Genomic DNA, 15062 nt, shown 5'->3' on the forward strand with positions numbered 1-15062 from the left:
CATGCCATGGCGGCGATAGTCGAGTATCGGCTCAGCGGCGGCGAGCGCCGTTGGTATGTGAAGTACCGTGATGCCGGTGGCGTGCAGCACAAGAAGAAGGGTTTCACGCGCAAGTGCGACGCGAAGGCTTACGCGGCACGCATGGAGGTCAGTGTCAACGATGGCGACTACATAGACCCGCAACTCGGCAAGGTCAGTGTGAACGGTCTGGCGATCACTTGGCTTGAAGGCAAGAAGGGGACGGTGAAGCCGAAGTATTGGGGTGATCTCGAGACTTCATGGCGTGTGCATGTGCAGCCCAAATGGGGGCGGCGGCAGGTCGGCAAGCTCCGGTACAGCGAGGTGCAGGCATGGGTGAGTGCCATGGGTGCGGAGCGAAGCGCGACGATCGTGCGCCGTGCCTATGACGTGCTCAACGGCGTGTGCAAGCTCGCGGTCAAGGACGGCGTGATGCGCAGGAATCCATGCGAGGGCGTCCAGTTGCCCCGTAAGACACACAAGGCGCGCACATATCTCACGGTCGAGCAGTTGCTTGCTCTGGCGGACGCGGCCGGCGAGCACCGCGCCGTGATACTCACGCTTGGCTTCTGCGGGCTGCGGTTCGGTGAGCTACGCGCGCTGCGCGTCGAGGACGTGGACATTGAACGTTCGCGCCTGTTGGTGCGCCATAGCGTCGTGCGCGTCAATGGCGTCTACGTCGAGGGGCTGCCGAAGACGCATGAGCGGCGCGAGGTGCCCGTGGCCCCTTCCGTGATGAACGTGATACTGGGCGAGTGCGTCGGCAAGCAGCATGACGATCTGCTGTTCCCCGGCAACGCGCACGGAAAGTGGCTCGGTGAGCAGTCGGCGCGGGGCAAAGGCTGGTATGCGCGTGCGATCGCGGTGGCGGGCGTTCCGACGCTGACCATGCATGACCTTCGCCATACGGCCGCGTCCATAGCGATCTCGTCGGGCGCGAACGTGAAGGCCGTGCAAAGAATGCTGGGGCACAAAACAGCCGCCATGACGCTCGACACCTATGCCGACCTGTTCGATACGGACTTGGACGCGGTGGCGATGGACATCGAGCGACGACTGAATGAGATCGCGGAAGCGTAGCGGGGTACCAAAAAGGTACCAAATATACGAAAACATAGTCATGTCCGCGTTATCCGACGAAACGCTAAAACGTTGAGTTTCCAAGGGTTGAGCGGTATGAACGGCTCTATCCCAAGGGTGCCTAGCCGGGTTCGACTCCCGTCATCCGCTCCACTTGAAAACGGCTGATTTCCAACGAAATCAGCCGTTTTGCGTTGCTGGAATGAGCCAAAAGGTACCAAAATGGCAACAAACTTCTGAAAACCCGCCCTGTTGCTACGGGTAGTGCTCCTGTTGCTACGGGTAGTGCTTCCGCAGACAAATTCCATCTACAACCGTTGAAAAATAGCGGTTTCTAAGTGTGGGGTGACTGGAAAAGCACTACCCGTAGCGAAAGAAGCACTACCCGTAGCGCCAGAGGGCCCTGGCACCCAATCCATGACGCCGAAAGAATAGGTACAAGCCGAGTACAGGTGCGCCGATGTACCGTGAGACCATGTGTGCACATTACATGGGATTGTCGGACGAGGAAATCAACCTGCTCATCGCCCAACTGACCGGTGAACAGCTGGATGAGTACGGCCGGCAGGAGCCGGGTGATACCGAAACCGGCCGGCGAATCGACGTGTACCCAAAGTCGGTCACGCCGGTGATCGTCCCCACATTCGACACAGCGGTCGGTGTCGAGCGGCTCGCGCCAGGCACACTGGAACGCGCGGACCTCGAGTGGGGCTACAGCTCGCAGTGGAATCCGCAGCCGATTTTCAACACGCGCATCGAAAGCGCCGATAAGCCGATCTGGCGCGCGTCGATGGAGCACGACCGCTGCATCATCGCCTGTCGTTGGTTCTACGAGTCAAGCGGCACGGAGACGCGCGTCAGCGAGCGCACCGGCCGCACGGTCAAGCAGCAGTACATGTTCACGATTCCGCGCATGCCGGTCATCTTCATCGGTGGCATCCACCGCAGTCACGAGTATTCGATGGTGACGACGCGCGCGAACGCGAGCATGGCGCCGGTGCACCCGCGCATGCCGCTCATTCTGCACCCGACCGAGCTCACCACATGGCTGGGGCCTGACTACATGCGGCTCGCCGACCGTTCCGCCGTGCCGCTCGCCGCGCAGCCGGTGCGCTGCGCACTATACTTGATACCGACTTAATTCAGTCGGTGCATTATGTGCGGACGCGCGACGCCGCACAGGCGCGCACATAGATGAGGAGTGGATATGCCGAACAACGCCTTGGTCGCCCAACGCAGTGGCGGCGCGCAGTCCCATAACGCGCTCGGCCTGCTCGCGCTCGCCGCCGGCGCATTCGTGCTCGGCGCGGCCGAATTCGTGATGATGGGCATCCTGCCGCAGACCGCGCAGACGATGCACGTGAGCATCCCGTTCGCCGGCAATTTCATCTCCGCATATGCGATCGGCGTGTGCGTGGGCACGTTGTTACTCGTGTTCGGGCGCCGGATTCCACCGCGCACCCTCATCATCATCTTCATGATCATCGCGCTCGCCGGCAACGCGCTGAGCGCCGCCGCGGTGAATGCGCCGATGCTCATCGCCGCGCGGTTCATCGCCGGCTTCCCGCATGGCGCGTTCTTCGGCACGGCCACACTGATCGCGAAACTGCTCGCGCAAAAAGGCAAGGAGGCGCGCGCCGTCTCCGCCATGGTCACAGGGCAGACCGTGGCGAACATGCTCGGTGTGCCCGCCGGCACACTGCTCGCCGAACACATGACGTGGCGGCTCGCGTTCTGCCTGCTTGCCGCGATCGCTGCGCTGACCGCACTGTTGGCGCGCTTGTGGATCCCGTACATTCAGCCGGTGGAAGACGCGGGCCTGCGCGGGCAGTTCCGCTTTTTGCGCAAACCGGGCCCGTGGATGGTGCTGATCGCCGTGTTCGTGGGCAATACCGGCATTTTCTGCTGGTGGAGCTACGTGAGCCCGTGGCTGCAGAAAGTGGGCGACTGGCCGTCGAACATGGTCTCGGCGATGATGATGCTTGCCGGCTTCGGCATGGTCGTGGGCGGATTGTGCGGCGGGCGCATCGCCGACCATTGGCACCCCGGCGCCACGTCCGCCATGGGTCAGGCCATCGCCGGCATCGGGCTCTTCGCCGTGTTCTTGGTGCCGGGTTCGCGCTGGAGCACCGCATTGCTGACGTTTGTGATTGCGTTCGGCTTGTTCTTCGTCTCCGCGCCGCAGCAGCTGCTGATGGCCGAAGCGGGCAAGGGCGGCGGCGAGCTGATCGGCGGCGCCACTGTGCAGATCGCGTTCAACTTCGGCAACGCCGTCGGTTCGTTCGTCGGCGGCGCGGTGCTGAACTCCACCGCGATGAACTACCATTACCCGGCGCTCGGCGGTGTGCCCTTCGCCGCGGTGGCTGTGCTGCTGCTCGTGCTGTACGCGTTGCGGTATGAGCGCGGTTTGGTACAATAATGCGTTGGATCGGCGAACGGCGCCGGTTCCCTGACGACGGTCAAGTACCAGGAACGCGCAAAGACTTGCCAGTGGAGGCACGTCATGGCGTGGATTGTTCTTGTTCTGTCCGGTATCTGCGAAGCGGTGTGGGCGGTCGCGCTCGATAAATCGCAAGGATTCACCAAAATCATTCCGGTGATTGTGTTCTTCTGCGGGCTGGCCGCAAGCATGGTCGGGCTGTCGTATGCGATGCGCTCGATCAGCGTCGGCACCGCCTATTTGATTTGGGTGGGCATTGGCGCCGCGATCACCGTGGTGTATGGCATGGTCGTGGGCGAAGAATCCGTGTCGGTGCTCAAGATCCTGTGCCTCATCGGCATGGTCGCATGCATCGCCGGCCTCAAACTCGCGAACTGACGTGTGCTGTGCCCTGTGCGACGCGCTGCTCAAGCTGCAGCAGCGCGCGCTTCATCTCGACGCCGTACGCATACCCGACGAGATTGCCGTTCGCGCCGATCACGCGATGGCACGGCACGATGAACAGGATCGGATTGCGGTTGTTCGCCGAACCCACCGCGCGCACTGCCTTCGGCCGGCCCACGGCCTCGGCGATCTGCGCGTAGGTGCGCGTCTCGCCGTACGGGATCTGCAGCAGCGCGCGCCACACGGCCTGCTGGAACGGTGTGCCGTACGTGAATGCGATCGGCACGGTGAACTGCCGCAGATCGCCTGCGAAATACCGCTCCAATTCATGGAACGCCAAATCGGTCAGTTCGGTTGGCTCGCCCGGCCCGTCCGCCGCGTTGTCCGCCTGCGTCACGATGCGCAGTCCGGTGACCGCGCCGTCGTTCCAATCCACGCGGACCGGCCCGTATTGGCTTGTGTATACTGCAAATCCCGCCATCACACTCTCCTTGATCATTGTCCCGCGGCAATGCGGGCGCGCCTGCTGCCCATGATTATATGGGCAGCAGGCGCGCGGAGGTAGGGCAACATGCCGGTATGCGTTGTGCTCTGCGCAAGATTCACACAAACCGTGCCATCATTCGGCGGATGCGACCGCCTGTTCCGCCTCGCCGACCGTGCTCAGCGCGTTGAGCGTGCGCGGGTAGCCGATGTACGGCAGGCACTGCAGCACGACTTTGCGCAACAGGTCGGCGCTGTTGCCCACGCCGATGTTCGCCTTCGCGTGCGCGAGCAGCTGCGGCTCCACGCCGCCCTGTGCGGCGAGGTAGCAGAACGTGATCATCTCGCGCTGCGCGTTGGTCAGCCCTGTGCGCGTGTAGTAGTCGCCGAAGCAGTTGTCTGCAAGCCAATAGTTGACTTTGCTGCGCTCGTAGCTCTTGTCCATGCCCGCGCCGAACAGCTCGACCTGCTTCGCGTTGCCTGCTTCCAGACGGTCCTCCGGGGTGGTGGTGGATTGGTCGGGCAGCGGCAGCTCCACGCCGCGCGCTTCGAGCACCTCATTCGTGATGCCGAGGAACGGGCGCACACGGCCGATGCCGAGGTAATCCACCGCCTGATACACGACTTCCTTCACCTGCACGGGCGTGAGGCCCGCGTCGAGCGCGCGCGTCAGCTGGATGCGGAATTCGTCGGCGCTCTGGCAGCCGAGCAGTGTCGCGAGAATCGCGAGATAGCGCGTCTGTGGGTCGAGCGCGGTGTCGGGGTCCTGTGCCACTTCGACGTCCGCGAAGTGCAGCATGCGCTCGGCGAAACCCGGGTCGGTGCGGCGCAGATCGTCATTCTGATTCGTCATGATGAGCCTGATTTCCGAGTATTGATTACTTGGTATTGACTACTTGAGCTTCGCGTATTCGGTTTCGCCGACCGGCTCGAGCCACTCGTTGCTCTTGCCTTCGCCCGGCACATCGATCGCGATGTGCGAGAACCAGCTGCCGGGCGCGGCACCGTGCCAATGCTTCGTGTTCGCCGGAATGTGCACCACGGTGCCCGGGGTCATCGCGACCGGCTCCTGCCCTTCGATCTGCGCGTAGCCGCGGCCGCCCACGCAGATGAGCATCTGGCCGCCGCCCCGCGTGGCATGGTGGATGTGCCAATGGTTGATGCAGCCCGGTTCGAACGTCACGTTCGCCATGCTCACCTGCTCATTGGAGATCGGCGCGAGCCAGCTGCGGCCGGTGAAATACTGTGCGTACGCGCTGTTCGGCTCACCGACCGGGAACATCAAGGACTGTGCGTATGCGGTCGGCACACCGACCGGGATTGGATATGCGTTCATATGCGCCTCACTTTGTTGGCTGTCTGCCTTGCATTATTAGCCGATTGTTTGTATGCAGCAAATCATGAAAATGCATAGGTCGTATGCGGATTGCGCATATGCAAAAAGCCGGCTGCGCCATGCAAGCTGCGCAGCCGGCCAACCCTTGCCTGGTTTACAGGTTCTTCTCGAAGAACTCCTCAATCGCGTCGAACGGAATCTTGTCAAGGTTGTCGTAGAGGTCGGTGTGGTTCGCGCCCGGCACAATCAGCAGTTTCTTGTTCGACGGATTCACGCCGTGTTCAAGAACTTCGTACGCGGCCTTCGAGAAGTACAGCGAATGCGCCTTCTCGCCGTGCACGAGCAGCACCGGGTTCTCGATCTCGTCGATATAGCTCAGCAGCGGCATGTTCATGAACGACAGGGCCGACGTCTTGTTCCAGCCGTCGTTCGAATTGACCGAGCGCGCATGGTAGCCGCGCGGGGTCTTGTAGTACGCGTGGTAGTCCTTGACGAACTGCGGCGCGTCGTCAGGCACAGGGTCCACGACGCCGCCGGCGCGTGCATAGTCGCCGTTCGCGTAGTCCTCGGTGCGCTGCTTCGCGAGCGCCGCGCGCGTCGCATTGCGCTTCTCCGGCGAATCGTCGGCGTCGAAGTAGCCGTTCGCGCTCACGCGGCTCATGTTGTACATCGTGCTCGCCACGGTCGCCTTGATGCGAGGGTCGTTCGCCGCCGCGTTGAGCGCCATGCCGCCGAACCCGCAGATGCCGACGATGCCGATGGCGTCCGGGTTCACGTCGCTGCGGTTCGCCAGATAATCGACCGCCGCGGAGAAGTCCTCGGTGTTGATGTCCGGCGAAGCGACCGCGCGCGGCGAGCCGCCGGATTCGCCGGTGAACGATGGGTCGAACGCGAGCGTGAGGAATCCGCGCTCGGCGAGCGTCTGCGCATATAGGCCGCTCGCCTGTTCCTTGACCGCACCGAACGGTCCGCTCACCGCGATGGCGGCGAGGCGGCCGTGCACGCCCTTCGGCTTGTACACGTCCGCTGCGAGCTCGATGCCGTAGCGGTTGTGGAACACGGCCTTGCTGTGCTCCACCTTGTCGCTCTGCGGGAATGTCTTGTCCCAGACCGGGGTGAGTTCCAGATCCGTCATGATTGCCTCCTGTTTGCTTGATGTTGGTTACAGTATCGGCGGCAATTTGATATAACGCAAATAACTAGTTACTATAAACATTATTCATCTGAAGAATAATGTTGGCATGGAGGCCGCAATGGAGATTCGGGCACTGCGCGCGTTTCTGGAAGTTTCTCGCGAGGAGAACATGACCCGCGCCGCTGCGAATCTGCACATGTCGCAGCCGTCCCTGTCAAAACTCATGAAATCGCTCGAGCATGAGCTCGGCGCCGCGCTGTTCGTGCGCCGCAGCTTCGGCCTGACACTGACGAAAGAGGGGCGTGTGCTGCGCGAGCGCGCCCGCGACCTCGTCGGGATGGCGGACCGCATCGAAGACGAGTTCGCCTCTCTGGGCAATATCACCGGCGGCACATTGTATTTCGGTCTCGCGGAGTCGTACCAGATCCAATACCTCGCGCAACAGATCAAACTCCTGCGCGCGCAGTGCCCGGACCTGCGCTACCACGTGGAGAGTGGCGTCTCGCTGCAGGTGCTTGAGCATCTTGACCAAGGCACGCTCGATTTCGCCGTGCTCGCGCAGGATCCGGACCTGACGAAATACGAGGCGCTCGCATTCCCTGACGTCGACCGGTGGGGCGCGGTCGTGCCCGCCGACCACCGCTTGGCCGCGCGCGAACGCATCACGGTGGACGATCTGGTGGGCGAACCGTTGTTCTGCTCGCAGCAGGCGTGGAAGCACGACATTCCGCACTGGGCGGGCTCGCGCATGCCTGACCTGCGGCTTGAGGCGACGTTCGGCTTGGCGTACAACGGCGCCGTGTTCGCGCGCGAAGGCCTCGGCGTGCTGCTCACGTTCGCGCGCCTTGTGGATACGAGCGCGGACTCGGGCCTCGCATTCCGTCCGCTTACACCCACGCTTGAGACAAAACTGCATCTGGTGTGGCGCCGCAACCGCCCGTTGAGCCCGATCGCCGAACGGTTCCTCACGCAGATCCGCAGTGCGCGCTGATCACAGATGCGTGATGCACAGCAGCGGCAGGCTGAAGCACACGCAGAACCCGCAGAGGCCGGTCACTGTGGTGGCCACGGGGCGGACCAATGATTTCCAGCCGCCCATGCGTCCCTGCCGGCGGTGTTTCTTCTCCACTACGGCCGCGCCGATCCAACATGCCAGACCCGCGACCGTGCCGGCGACGAGCAGCCACAGGTTCGTTGTGGAGTGGTTGAGCCATGCGCGAATCGCGTCGTTCGGCGCACCGTCGAACGACGACAGCAGCACCGGCATCACCAGTGCATAGCCGAGGATGAGGAGCGCGGCTTCCGCGATCAGTACCATGCGGTGTGTCTGTTGGTTCTGCTCGTTTGCCATCCGTGTGTTCCCTTTCCCTGAATTGGCCGCGCGCAGGCTCAGTCGTCGCCTTGCGCGGCCTTCGGCACGCCACCCATCTCGCACAGTTCGTCGATCGTGACGAACGAGTACCCCTGCTTCTTCAGGTCGTCGATGATGCCGGGCAGTGCCTGGATGTCCTGCGTGCGGTCGCCGCCGCCGTCGTGCATCAGTGCGACCGCGCCGTTGTACGCGTTCTTCATCACCTCGTCATGGATCGCCTTGGCGCCGGGGCGCTTCCAATCCAAGGTGTCGATCGTCCATAGCACGTTTTTGTCCAGCACCGTGGCGGCGTCCTTCCACTGCTGCACGCCGAACGCGCCGTACGGTGCGCGCATGGTGCGCGTGACGGTGCCGGAGGCCTCCTTGAGGTCGGCGAAGCTCGTGGTGATCTCCTTGCGCAGCTCCTGTGCGGGCATGTTGGGCAGGTACGGGTGCGAGACGCTGTGCGAGGCCACCTGGTGCCCCTCCTTGACCATGCGCTGTTCGAGCGCGGGCATCGCGAGCGCCTCTTCGCCCAGATCGAAGAACGTGGCTTTCACGTTCTTCTTCTTGAGGATGTCGAGGATCGGGCCGGTGTATTGGCTCGGCCCGTCGTCGAAGGTCAGCGCGATGACCTTCTTGCCTTCGGGCTGCGGCGAGAACGACTGCACAGTGAGCTTCTTCATCGGCTCCACCGCGCGCTTCTTGATTTCCTGTTTCGACCGCTTGCCTATCCAGATTTCGTCCGTGCCGTCTTTGCCCTGCTGTGTGACCACTTGGATCGGCCCGTTGTTGAGGTTGATGTCTGTGGTGAACGGCACAGTGCGCTGTTCCACGGTGTGTTCCTCGGTGCGGTCGGTGCCCGGCGTGACCGTCATCGTGGTGGCGCGGGCGAGCGTTGTGCTGCCGTACTCGCCCACGGGGATGGCCGTGTCGTCGAGCTTGACCTGCACGGCGTTGCCGCCGGCCGGTTCGAGCACGTCGCCTTTGAGCGAGACGAGCCTGCCCGGTTTGCGTTGAAAACTGTCATGGTCTTTCAGGAACTGCGCCACGGTCGTGTCGGCGCGCGCGTGCAGTTGATCGCCGTCCACGGTGATGCTGACCTGCCGCCAGTGGTTCTGCCACATCCACCAGCCGAATCCCGCGCCCGCCACCACGAGCAACGCCACCGCGACGGTGATCAATGTGGTGGCCACGGGGCCTAGGCCGCGCTTGGCCGTGGCGATGTCCAGCTCCTCGACATCGCCGGTGTCCGCGGCGTCTGCTGCGTCTTCGAGATTCCAATCGTCGTTGGGTCGTGGGTCTGTGCTGTTCATCGTGGTCACAACGCTTTCCTCGTGTGAATTGAGATGCCTGCTGCGGGTATCGGTGGGGTTGGTCTGCTGTAAGCCAGCCTAGCAGAGTCGTGCGCGGACGCACCCTTATATACATGTGCGCGCGCCGCTCTTCACAATTGGCGTGATGTAAGCGACAATTCCACGCTCAGGGCGTGTTTTTACGCATGGGCACTGGCGGCGCGCGGGATAATGGTGCGTATGACTATTGCAACGCCGGAACGATATGCCCAGATGCTCGACGCCGCCCGCCGTGGCGGGTACGCGTACCCCGCGATCAATGTGACGAGCAGCCAGACGCTCAACGCGGCCCTGCAGGGGCTCGCGGACGCCGGATCGGACGGCATCATCCAGGTGTCGGTCGGCGGCGCCGCCTATTTCTCCGGCCAGCGCGTGGCCGACCGCGTGACCGGTTCGCTCGCCTTCGCCGCGTTCGCGCATGAAGTGGCGCGCAAATACCCGAACATCACCGTGGCCCTGCACACCGACCACTGCGCCAAGCAATACTTGGGCGAATGGGTCGAGCCGCTGCTCGACATCGAGATCGACGCAGTCAAGCACGGCCGTGAGCCGATGTTCCAGTCGCATATGTGGGACGGGTCGACCGTGCCGCTGCGCGAGAACATCGAGATCGCGCGGCGGCTGCTCGACAAGTCCGTGCAGGCGCACACCGTGCTCGAAATCGAGATCGGCGCGGTGGGCGGCGAAGAGGACGGCCATAGCGCGGAAATCAACGAAAAGCTGTATTCCACGGTCCAGGACGGCATCGAAGTGGCCAATGCGCTCGGACTGGGCGACCGCGGCCGGTACATGGCGGCGTTCACGTTCGGCAATGTGCACGGCGCATACAAGCCGGGCGTCGTCAAGCTGCGCCCCGGTCTGCTCCACGAGATCCAGCAGGGCGTGTGGAACGGCGTGCAGAGCGGCACGGTGCACGCCGTGCTCGACGCGGACGTGCCCGAAGGCAAGCCGTTCGAGCTCGTGTTCCACGGCGGCTCCGGCTCCACCGCGCAGGAGATCGCCGAAGCCGTCTCGTACGGCGTGGTGAAGATGAACATCGACACCGACACGCAGTACGCGTTCACGCGCGCGGTGGCGGACCACATGTTCCGCCATTACGATGAGGTGCTCAAGATCGACGGCGAAGTGGGCAACAAGAAGATGTATGACCCGCGTTCGTGGGGCCGTGAGGCCGAGGATTCGATGGCGGCGCGCGTTGTCGAGGCATGCGAGCAGCTCGGATCGGCCGGTCGCGCGCTCAAGTAGCGTGGTTTCGCCCCTCTGGCGGCGCCACCCCTAGCCAAACGGGCAGGGCGTGGGGTAACCTTGCCTCGGCGGGAATACGGCGACCCAGAGGAGCGAACATGCCCGGAATCGTATTGATCGGCGCCCAGTGGGGCGACGAAGGCAAAGGCAAAGCCACCGATCTGATCGGCACCAAGGTGGATTACGTCGCCCGGTTCAACGGCGGCAACAACGCAGGCCACACGGTGGTGGTGGGCGACGAATCGTATGCGCTGCACCTGCTGCCGTCCGGCATCATCAGCCCGCGCGCCACGCCGGTCATCGGCAACGGCGTCGTGGTGGACCCCGAAGTGCTGTTCCAGGAGATCGACGGGCTTGAAAGCCGTGGCATCGATTGCTCGCGCCTGCTCGTGAGCGAATCCGCGCACATCATCGCGCCGTACCACCGCACGATCGACAAGGTCACCGAACGCTTCGCCGGCAAGAAGAAGATCGGCACCACCGGCCGTGGCATCGGCCCGGCCTATGCCGACAAGATCAACCGCGTGGGCATCCGCGTGCACGACCTGTTCAACGAGGAGCATCTGCGCGACAAGGTGGCCAGCGCGCTGCACCAGAAGAACCAGATGCTCGTCAAGCTGTACAACCGCAGGCCCATCGACGTGGATCAGACCGTGGAGGAGCTGCTCGAGCTGGGCAAACGTCTCAAGCCGTATGTGGCGAACACCTCGCTCGTGCTCAACGACGCCCTCGACGACGGCAAGACCGTGCTGTTCGAAGGCGGCCAGGCCACGATGCTCGACGTGGACCACGGCACTTACCCCTTCGTCACGTCGTCGAACCCCACGGCGGGCGGCGCGTGCACCGGCACCGGCGTGGGCCCCACCAAGATCGACCGTGTGATCGGCGTCTCCAAGGCGTATGTGACGCGTGTGGGCGAAGGCCCGTTCCCCACCGAACTGTTTGACGAGTGGGGCGACTGGCTGCGCGCGCAAGGCCACGAATACGGTGTGACGACCGGACGCCCGCGCCGCTGCGGCTGGTTCGACGCGGTGGTCAACCGCTACGCCACGCAGGTCAACGGGCTGACCGACATCGTGCTCACGAAGCTCGATGTGCTTACCGGGCTCGACGAGATCCCGATCTGCGTCGCCTACGACGTGGACGGCGTGCGCTACGACGACATGCCGACCGACCAGGCCGCGTTCGCCGCCGCCAAGCCGATCTACGAGACGATGCCCGGCTGGACCGAAGACATTTCACAGGTCCACAGCTTCGACGAGCTGCCGGCCAACTGCCAGGCCTACGTCAAGCGCCTCGAAGAGCTGTCCAATTGCCGCATCTCGGTCATTGGCACCGGCCCGCAGCGCGACCACATCATCGAGATCCATTCGCTCATTGACTGACGTCCACCACGTGGCGTGCGCCGTCCGTGCCCTGTCGCATTGGGTTATCATGGGCAGCACACGCCCAAGCCCAAAGAAGTACCGAGGCGGTGACATCCCACAATGCATACGTACGACGACGGCGATCCGCGCGGCCAGTCGCTGACGGCGCACACCGAACCAGACCATGAACCGGCGTCGAACGCGGACTCAGACAACCCGCTGACCCGCGATTTCGAACAGGAGCTGCTGCGCCCGCACCCCACCGGCGCCGCGGCCGCGCGCAAGCCGCCGAGCGTGCCGCTCGCACCGCTCAAACGCGTGCAGGCGCGGTTCAATCCGCTCGCCGACGCCATGGTGTATCTCGTCGTGTTCATCGGCGGCTGTTTCGGCACGGCGCTGCGCTACGGCCTGTGGCTGTGGCTGCCGTACCGGGGCACCACAAACCACCTGCTGATGGCGTTCCACCCGGCCACGTTCATCGCCAATATGATCGCGACCTTCGTCTTCGCACTGCTCTCCTCGTACATGACCCAGGCGATCTGGATCCGCAAACGCGCGCGGCAACTGATCAGCCGCGGCGTCGGCATGGGCATGTGCGGCGGCTTCTCCACGCTTTCGGCCATGATGATCGAAGACATCACCGCCATGCACAACGGCGGTTATTGGGGATTCTTCCTCTACACCATGGTCACGTTCATCGGGGGCATCGCAGTCGCATGGTTCGGCTCGTGGCTCGGCCTGCAGCTCACCAAGAAACGGTCCGCCAAGCAGGCGGTGGCCGAGGTGATGCGCATGCAGACGCGCGCCAAGCCGGCGATCGGCGTGCGCGTGCCGACCGATCCGGATGTGGCGGGCGCGCGCACCACCGACCCGAACGACGAACTGCAGTCGGCCTCGCTCGCCGCGCTGGCAGCGACGACGCACGCCGGCGACCCCGACCCGGACACCGACGAGATCCCCGTGGTGGCCGACCCGATGACAGGGGAGGTGAAGTGATGGGCCAGTTCCTGCTGATCTGCGCATGCGGCGGCGTGGGCGCCGTGGCGCGCTTCGTGCTCAACACCTCGATCCAGCGCAGCTGGCGCAAGCTCTTCCCGCTCTCCACGTTCATCATCAACGTGCTCGCTTCGCTGCTCGCGGGCGTCGCGGCCGCCGCCTACACGTACCAGACGGTGAATTACTACACGTATCTGCTGTTCGTGACCGGCTTCCTCGGCGGTTTCTCCACGTTCTCCACGGCGGTCAACGAGATGGTCTCGCTCGCCAAGAGCAAAAAGCTCGTGATGGCGGCCTTCTACTTCCTCGTCACCCTCGTCATACCTTTCGGCATGGTGATCGTGGGCTGGTGGATCGGCTCGCTGGGCCGCTGAAGCTACCGCGTTGTAGCGCGTTTCTCGAGCGTGACCGGGACGATCTCAGGTTGCGGCGCCTGCGCCCTGGATTGCCGCGCGTTGTCCGCGAATCGTGCGATTTCCGCTTCGATCTTGTTTGCGATGCCGCACGCGATCGCCCGGAAATCCTGACGGACCACGGTCAGCGGCAGCCCTGCGCAATCGGCCGCCATCGTGCCGTCATATGCCGCGATCTGCAATTGCCCGGGCACGGCGATCCCGCGCATCGTCGCCTCCTGCATCGCGCATGCGGCGGCGAGGTCCGCGCCGACGAACGCGTCGATGTCCGGGTGTGCGTCGAACACCGCATGCACCGCGTGCCGCACGCCGTCAAGGTCGAACACCTCGCCCGACTCGGCGTACATGTGCGCGATGCCGGCCTGGGAGAGGCGCTGTTCCAGCGTCTGCACGTAGCGCACGGTGGGGAAGGTCGTGTTCGATCCGCTGAGGTCGGTGAACTGCGCGCGCGGGCCGCCGACGATCGCCACGTTGCGTGCGCCGGTGTGCACGAGCAGGTCGGCGATCAGCTCACCGCCGTGCGCGTGGTCCGAGCTCACCTGTGCGATGTGCGCGCCGAGATTGCGGTCGAAGGCGACGATCGGCCGCCCGATCGACGTCCAATAGTCGGCGTCATGCGTGGTGTGCGCGGCGACGACGAGCGCGTCGAGGCTGCGCTGGCGCAGCATCTCGACGTACTGCGCCTCGCCGCTCGTGGAGTCGACGGTCGAGCACAGCATGGTGCGCAGTGAGCGGGCGGCGAACTCGCGCTGCAGATGCGCGGTGAGCGTCGCGAAGAACGGATGCTGGATGGTGGGCACGATGACGCCGACGATGCCGGTCTTGCCGTGGTAGAAATTGCGGGCGAGCTCATTGGGCACGTAGTTGAGTTCGCTCATCGCCTGCTCGACCTTGTCGCGCATGTCCTGTGACACATAGCCGGTGCCGTTGATGACGAGCGAGACGCTGCTCAACGAGACTCCCGCTTTCTTCGCGACATCGCGCATGCCGACCATACGTGCCTCCTCGCTGTTGTGTGCCGGGGTCGAACCGGTTTTATTGTATGCGTAAGGGAGGTTTGCGCCAACTGCCGTCCCATGTGCGTCGTGGGTGTGGTCTTGTTTGGTGGGTGTGGGTGTCTAGGGGTAGTTGCCTACAGCTGTTTTCCTACTTTGGATTGGCTGTTGGCGTCTAGGGGGTAGTCGCACACGTCCGCGGAAAGGAAGGTGGGCGCATGAAGAGGTGGGAAGAGAGGGGAGAAGCGTGGAATGGAGTGGTCCTGTCGCATATCGAACCGGTTCGACACGCCGAGGCGAAGAGGGGTTGCATGGCTGCGGAAACGGTGTGATAATCGGGTTATACGCCAAAATGTGTGTCCTTTTGACTAGTTGCTGTCTTGCCATGGCGTGCTCCTGTGGAAGTCGTTCCATTCGATGCCGGTGCCGTATCGCTGCGGCATGCCGGTCTGGTCGTGCATGGT

Annotated in this window: 16 protein-coding genes and 1 riboswitch; of the genes, 9 read left to right on the forward strand and 7 right to left on the reverse strand. The window is 63.7% G+C overall.

What is annotated here, in order from left to right; genetic code table 11:
• Nucleotides 1–6: 6 nt before the first annotated feature.
• From PG2093B_RS00510 to PG2093B_RS00525, 4 genes are all read left to right on the forward strand, one after another.
• Nucleotides 7–1098 (forward strand): tyrosine-type recombinase/integrase, encoded by a 1092-nt coding sequence (locus PG2093B_RS00510; RefSeq protein WP_129896669.1) that lies wholly within the window; start codon nt 7–9, stop codon nt 1096–1098.
• Nucleotides 1099–1573: 475 nt separating this feature from the next.
• On the forward strand, nt 1574–2239 hold the full coding sequence (locus tag PG2093B_RS00515; RefSeq protein ID WP_129896670.1) for an SOS response-associated peptidase family protein: 666 nt from the start codon (nt 1574–1576) through the stop codon (nt 2237–2239).
• 66 nt (nt 2240–2305) lie between these two features.
• The gene (locus PG2093B_RS00520) at nt 2306–3517 is read left to right on the forward strand and encodes an MFS transporter (protein ID WP_129896671.1); all 1212 of its coding nucleotides are present in this window, start codon (nt 2306–2308) and stop codon (nt 3515–3517) included.
• 5 nt (nt 3518–3522) lie between these two features.
• Nucleotides 3523–3590: riboswitch (guanidine-III (ykkC-III) riboswitch) on the forward strand.
• 11 nt (nt 3591–3601) lie between these two features.
• On the forward strand, nt 3602–3916 hold the full coding sequence (locus PG2093B_RS00525) for a DMT family transporter (RefSeq protein WP_129896672.1): 315 nt from the start codon (nt 3602–3604) through the stop codon (nt 3914–3916).
• Here the strand turns inward: PG2093B_RS00525 and PG2093B_RS00530 are convergent.
• The 4 genes from PG2093B_RS00530 to PG2093B_RS00545 all read right to left on the reverse strand — a co-directional run bounded on the left by PG2093B_RS00530 (nt 3900) and on the right by PG2093B_RS00545 (nt 6876).
• Nucleotides 3900–4403, reverse strand: a complete 504-nt coding sequence (locus PG2093B_RS00530; RefSeq protein ID WP_129896673.1) for a methylated-DNA--[protein]-cysteine S-methyltransferase — start codon at nt 4401–4403, stop codon at nt 3900–3902. The two genes, PG2093B_RS00525 and PG2093B_RS00530, sit on opposite strands and share 17 nt — an antisense overlap.
• A 138-nt stretch (nt 4404–4541) precedes the next feature.
• Nucleotides 4542–5258, reverse strand: a complete 717-nt coding sequence (locus tag PG2093B_RS00535; RefSeq protein ID WP_129896674.1) for a carboxymuconolactone decarboxylase family protein — start codon at nt 5256–5258, stop codon at nt 4542–4544.
• A gap of 39 nt (nt 5259–5297) precedes the next feature.
• A complete protein-coding gene (locus PG2093B_RS00540; protein WP_129896675.1) occupies nt 5298–5741 on the reverse strand; it encodes a cupin domain-containing protein in 444 nt (147 codons plus the stop codon).
• A gap of 154 nt (nt 5742–5895) precedes the next feature.
• On the reverse strand, nt 5896–6876 hold the full coding sequence (locus PG2093B_RS00545) for an alpha/beta hydrolase (RefSeq protein WP_129896676.1): 981 nt from the start codon (nt 6874–6876) through the stop codon (nt 5896–5898).
• 118 nt (nt 6877–6994) lie between these two features.
• Between PG2093B_RS00545 and PG2093B_RS00550 the strand changes: the two genes are divergently transcribed.
• Nucleotides 6995–7867, forward strand: a complete 873-nt coding sequence (locus PG2093B_RS00550) for a LysR family transcriptional regulator (protein WP_129896677.1) — start codon at nt 6995–6997, stop codon at nt 7865–7867.
• Here PG2093B_RS00550 and PG2093B_RS00555 read toward each other — a convergent pair whose 3' ends face one another.
• Nucleotides 7868–8227 carry a hypothetical protein gene (locus PG2093B_RS00555; RefSeq protein ID WP_129896678.1) on the reverse strand — a complete coding sequence of 120 codons (360 nt, stop codon included), beginning with the start codon at nt 8225–8227 and terminating at the stop codon, nt 7868–7870.
• Between the two features lie 38 nt (nt 8228–8265).
• Nucleotides 8266–9543, reverse strand: a complete 1278-nt coding sequence (locus PG2093B_RS00560) for a polysaccharide deacetylase family protein (protein ID WP_129896690.1) — start codon at nt 9541–9543, stop codon at nt 8266–8268.
• 219 nt (nt 9544–9762) lie between these two features.
• Between PG2093B_RS00560 and fbaA the strand changes: the two genes are divergently transcribed.
• The 4 genes from fbaA to PG2093B_RS00580 all read left to right on the forward strand — a co-directional run bounded on the left by fbaA (nt 9763) and on the right by PG2093B_RS00580 (nt 13564).
• On the forward strand, nt 9763–10827 hold the full coding sequence (gene fbaA, locus PG2093B_RS00565) for a class II fructose-bisphosphate aldolase (RefSeq protein WP_129896679.1): 1065 nt from the start codon (nt 9763–9765) through the stop codon (nt 10825–10827).
• A 98-nt stretch (nt 10828–10925) separates the two neighbouring features.
• Complete coding sequence (locus tag PG2093B_RS00570) at nt 10926–12212, forward strand: adenylosuccinate synthase (RefSeq protein WP_118238579.1); 1287 nt, start codon at nt 10926–10928, stop codon at nt 12210–12212.
• 102 nt (nt 12213–12314) lie between these two features.
• On the forward strand, nt 12315–13190 hold the full coding sequence (locus PG2093B_RS00575; RefSeq protein WP_129896680.1) for a fluoride efflux transporter FluC: 876 nt from the start codon (nt 12315–12317) through the stop codon (nt 13188–13190).
• Nucleotides 13190–13564, forward strand: coding sequence for a fluoride efflux transporter FluC (locus tag PG2093B_RS00580; RefSeq protein WP_129896681.1), 375 nt, complete (start codon nt 13190–13192; stop codon nt 13562–13564). The genes PG2093B_RS00575 and PG2093B_RS00580 overlap by 1 nt, the downstream gene beginning before the upstream one ends.
• A gap of 2 nt (nt 13565–13566) precedes the next feature.
• Here PG2093B_RS00580 and PG2093B_RS00585 read toward each other — a convergent pair whose 3' ends face one another.
• Complete coding sequence (locus PG2093B_RS00585) at nt 13567–14598, reverse strand: LacI family DNA-binding transcriptional regulator (protein ID WP_129896682.1); 1032 nt, start codon at nt 14596–14598, stop codon at nt 13567–13569.
• Nucleotides 14599–15062: the final 464 nt, after the last annotated feature.

The sequence above is a fragment of the Bifidobacterium pseudolongum subsp. globosum genome (assembly GCF_004155535.1).
GTDB lineage: Bacteria > Actinomycetota > Actinomycetes > Actinomycetales > Bifidobacteriaceae > Bifidobacterium > Bifidobacterium pseudolongum_C.

Excerpts from the sequence above, each read along its gene's own strand:
- PG2093B_RS00525 (WP_129896672.1), top strand. The coding sequence starts at position 3,602 with ATGGCGTGGATTGTTCTTGTTCTGTCCGGTATCTGCGAAGCGGTGTGG.
- PG2093B_RS00515 (WP_129896670.1), top strand. The coding sequence starts at position 1,574 with ATGTGTGCACATTACATGGGATTGTCGGACGAGGAAATCAACCTGCTC.
- PG2093B_RS00545 (WP_129896676.1), bottom strand. The coding sequence starts at position 6,876 with ATGACGGATCTGGAACTCACCCCGGTCTGGGACAAGACATTCCCGCAG.
- PG2093B_RS00530 (WP_129896673.1), bottom strand. The coding sequence starts at position 4,403 with ATGGCGGGATTTGCAGTATACACAAGCCAATACGGGCCGGTCCGCGTG.
- PG2093B_RS00585 (WP_129896682.1), bottom strand. The coding sequence starts at position 14,598 with ATGGTCGGCATGCGCGATGTCGCGAAGAAAGCGGGAGTCTCGTTGAGC.
- fbaA (WP_129896679.1), top strand. The coding sequence starts at position 9,763 with ATGACTATTGCAACGCCGGAACGATATGCCCAGATGCTCGACGCCGCC.
- PG2093B_RS00570 (WP_118238579.1), top strand. The coding sequence starts at position 10,926 with ATGCCCGGAATCGTATTGATCGGCGCCCAGTGGGGCGACGAAGGCAAA.
- PG2093B_RS00550 (WP_129896677.1), top strand. The coding sequence starts at position 6,995 with ATGGAGATTCGGGCACTGCGCGCGTTTCTGGAAGTTTCTCGCGAGGAG.
- PG2093B_RS00580 (WP_129896681.1), top strand. The coding sequence starts at position 13,190 with ATGGGCCAGTTCCTGCTGATCTGCGCATGCGGCGGCGTGGGCGCCGTG.
- PG2093B_RS00560 (WP_129896690.1), bottom strand. The coding sequence starts at position 9,543 with ATGAACAGCACAGACCCACGACCCAACGACGATTGGAATCTCGAAGAC.
- PG2093B_RS00575 (WP_129896680.1), top strand. The coding sequence starts at position 12,315 with ATGCATACGTACGACGACGGCGATCCGCGCGGCCAGTCGCTGACGGCG.
- PG2093B_RS00540 (WP_129896675.1), bottom strand. The coding sequence starts at position 5,741 with ATGAACGCATATCCAATCCCGGTCGGTGTGCCGACCGCATACGCACAG.
- PG2093B_RS00520 (WP_129896671.1), top strand. The coding sequence starts at position 2,306 with ATGCCGAACAACGCCTTGGTCGCCCAACGCAGTGGCGGCGCGCAGTCC.
- PG2093B_RS00510 (WP_129896669.1), top strand. The coding sequence starts at position 7 with ATGGCGGCGATAGTCGAGTATCGGCTCAGCGGCGGCGAGCGCCGTTGG.
- PG2093B_RS00555 (WP_129896678.1), bottom strand. The coding sequence starts at position 8,227 with ATGGCAAACGAGCAGAACCAACAGACACACCGCATGGTACTGATCGCG.
- PG2093B_RS00535 (WP_129896674.1), bottom strand. The coding sequence starts at position 5,258 with ATGACGAATCAGAATGACGATCTGCGCCGCACCGACCCGGGTTTCGCC.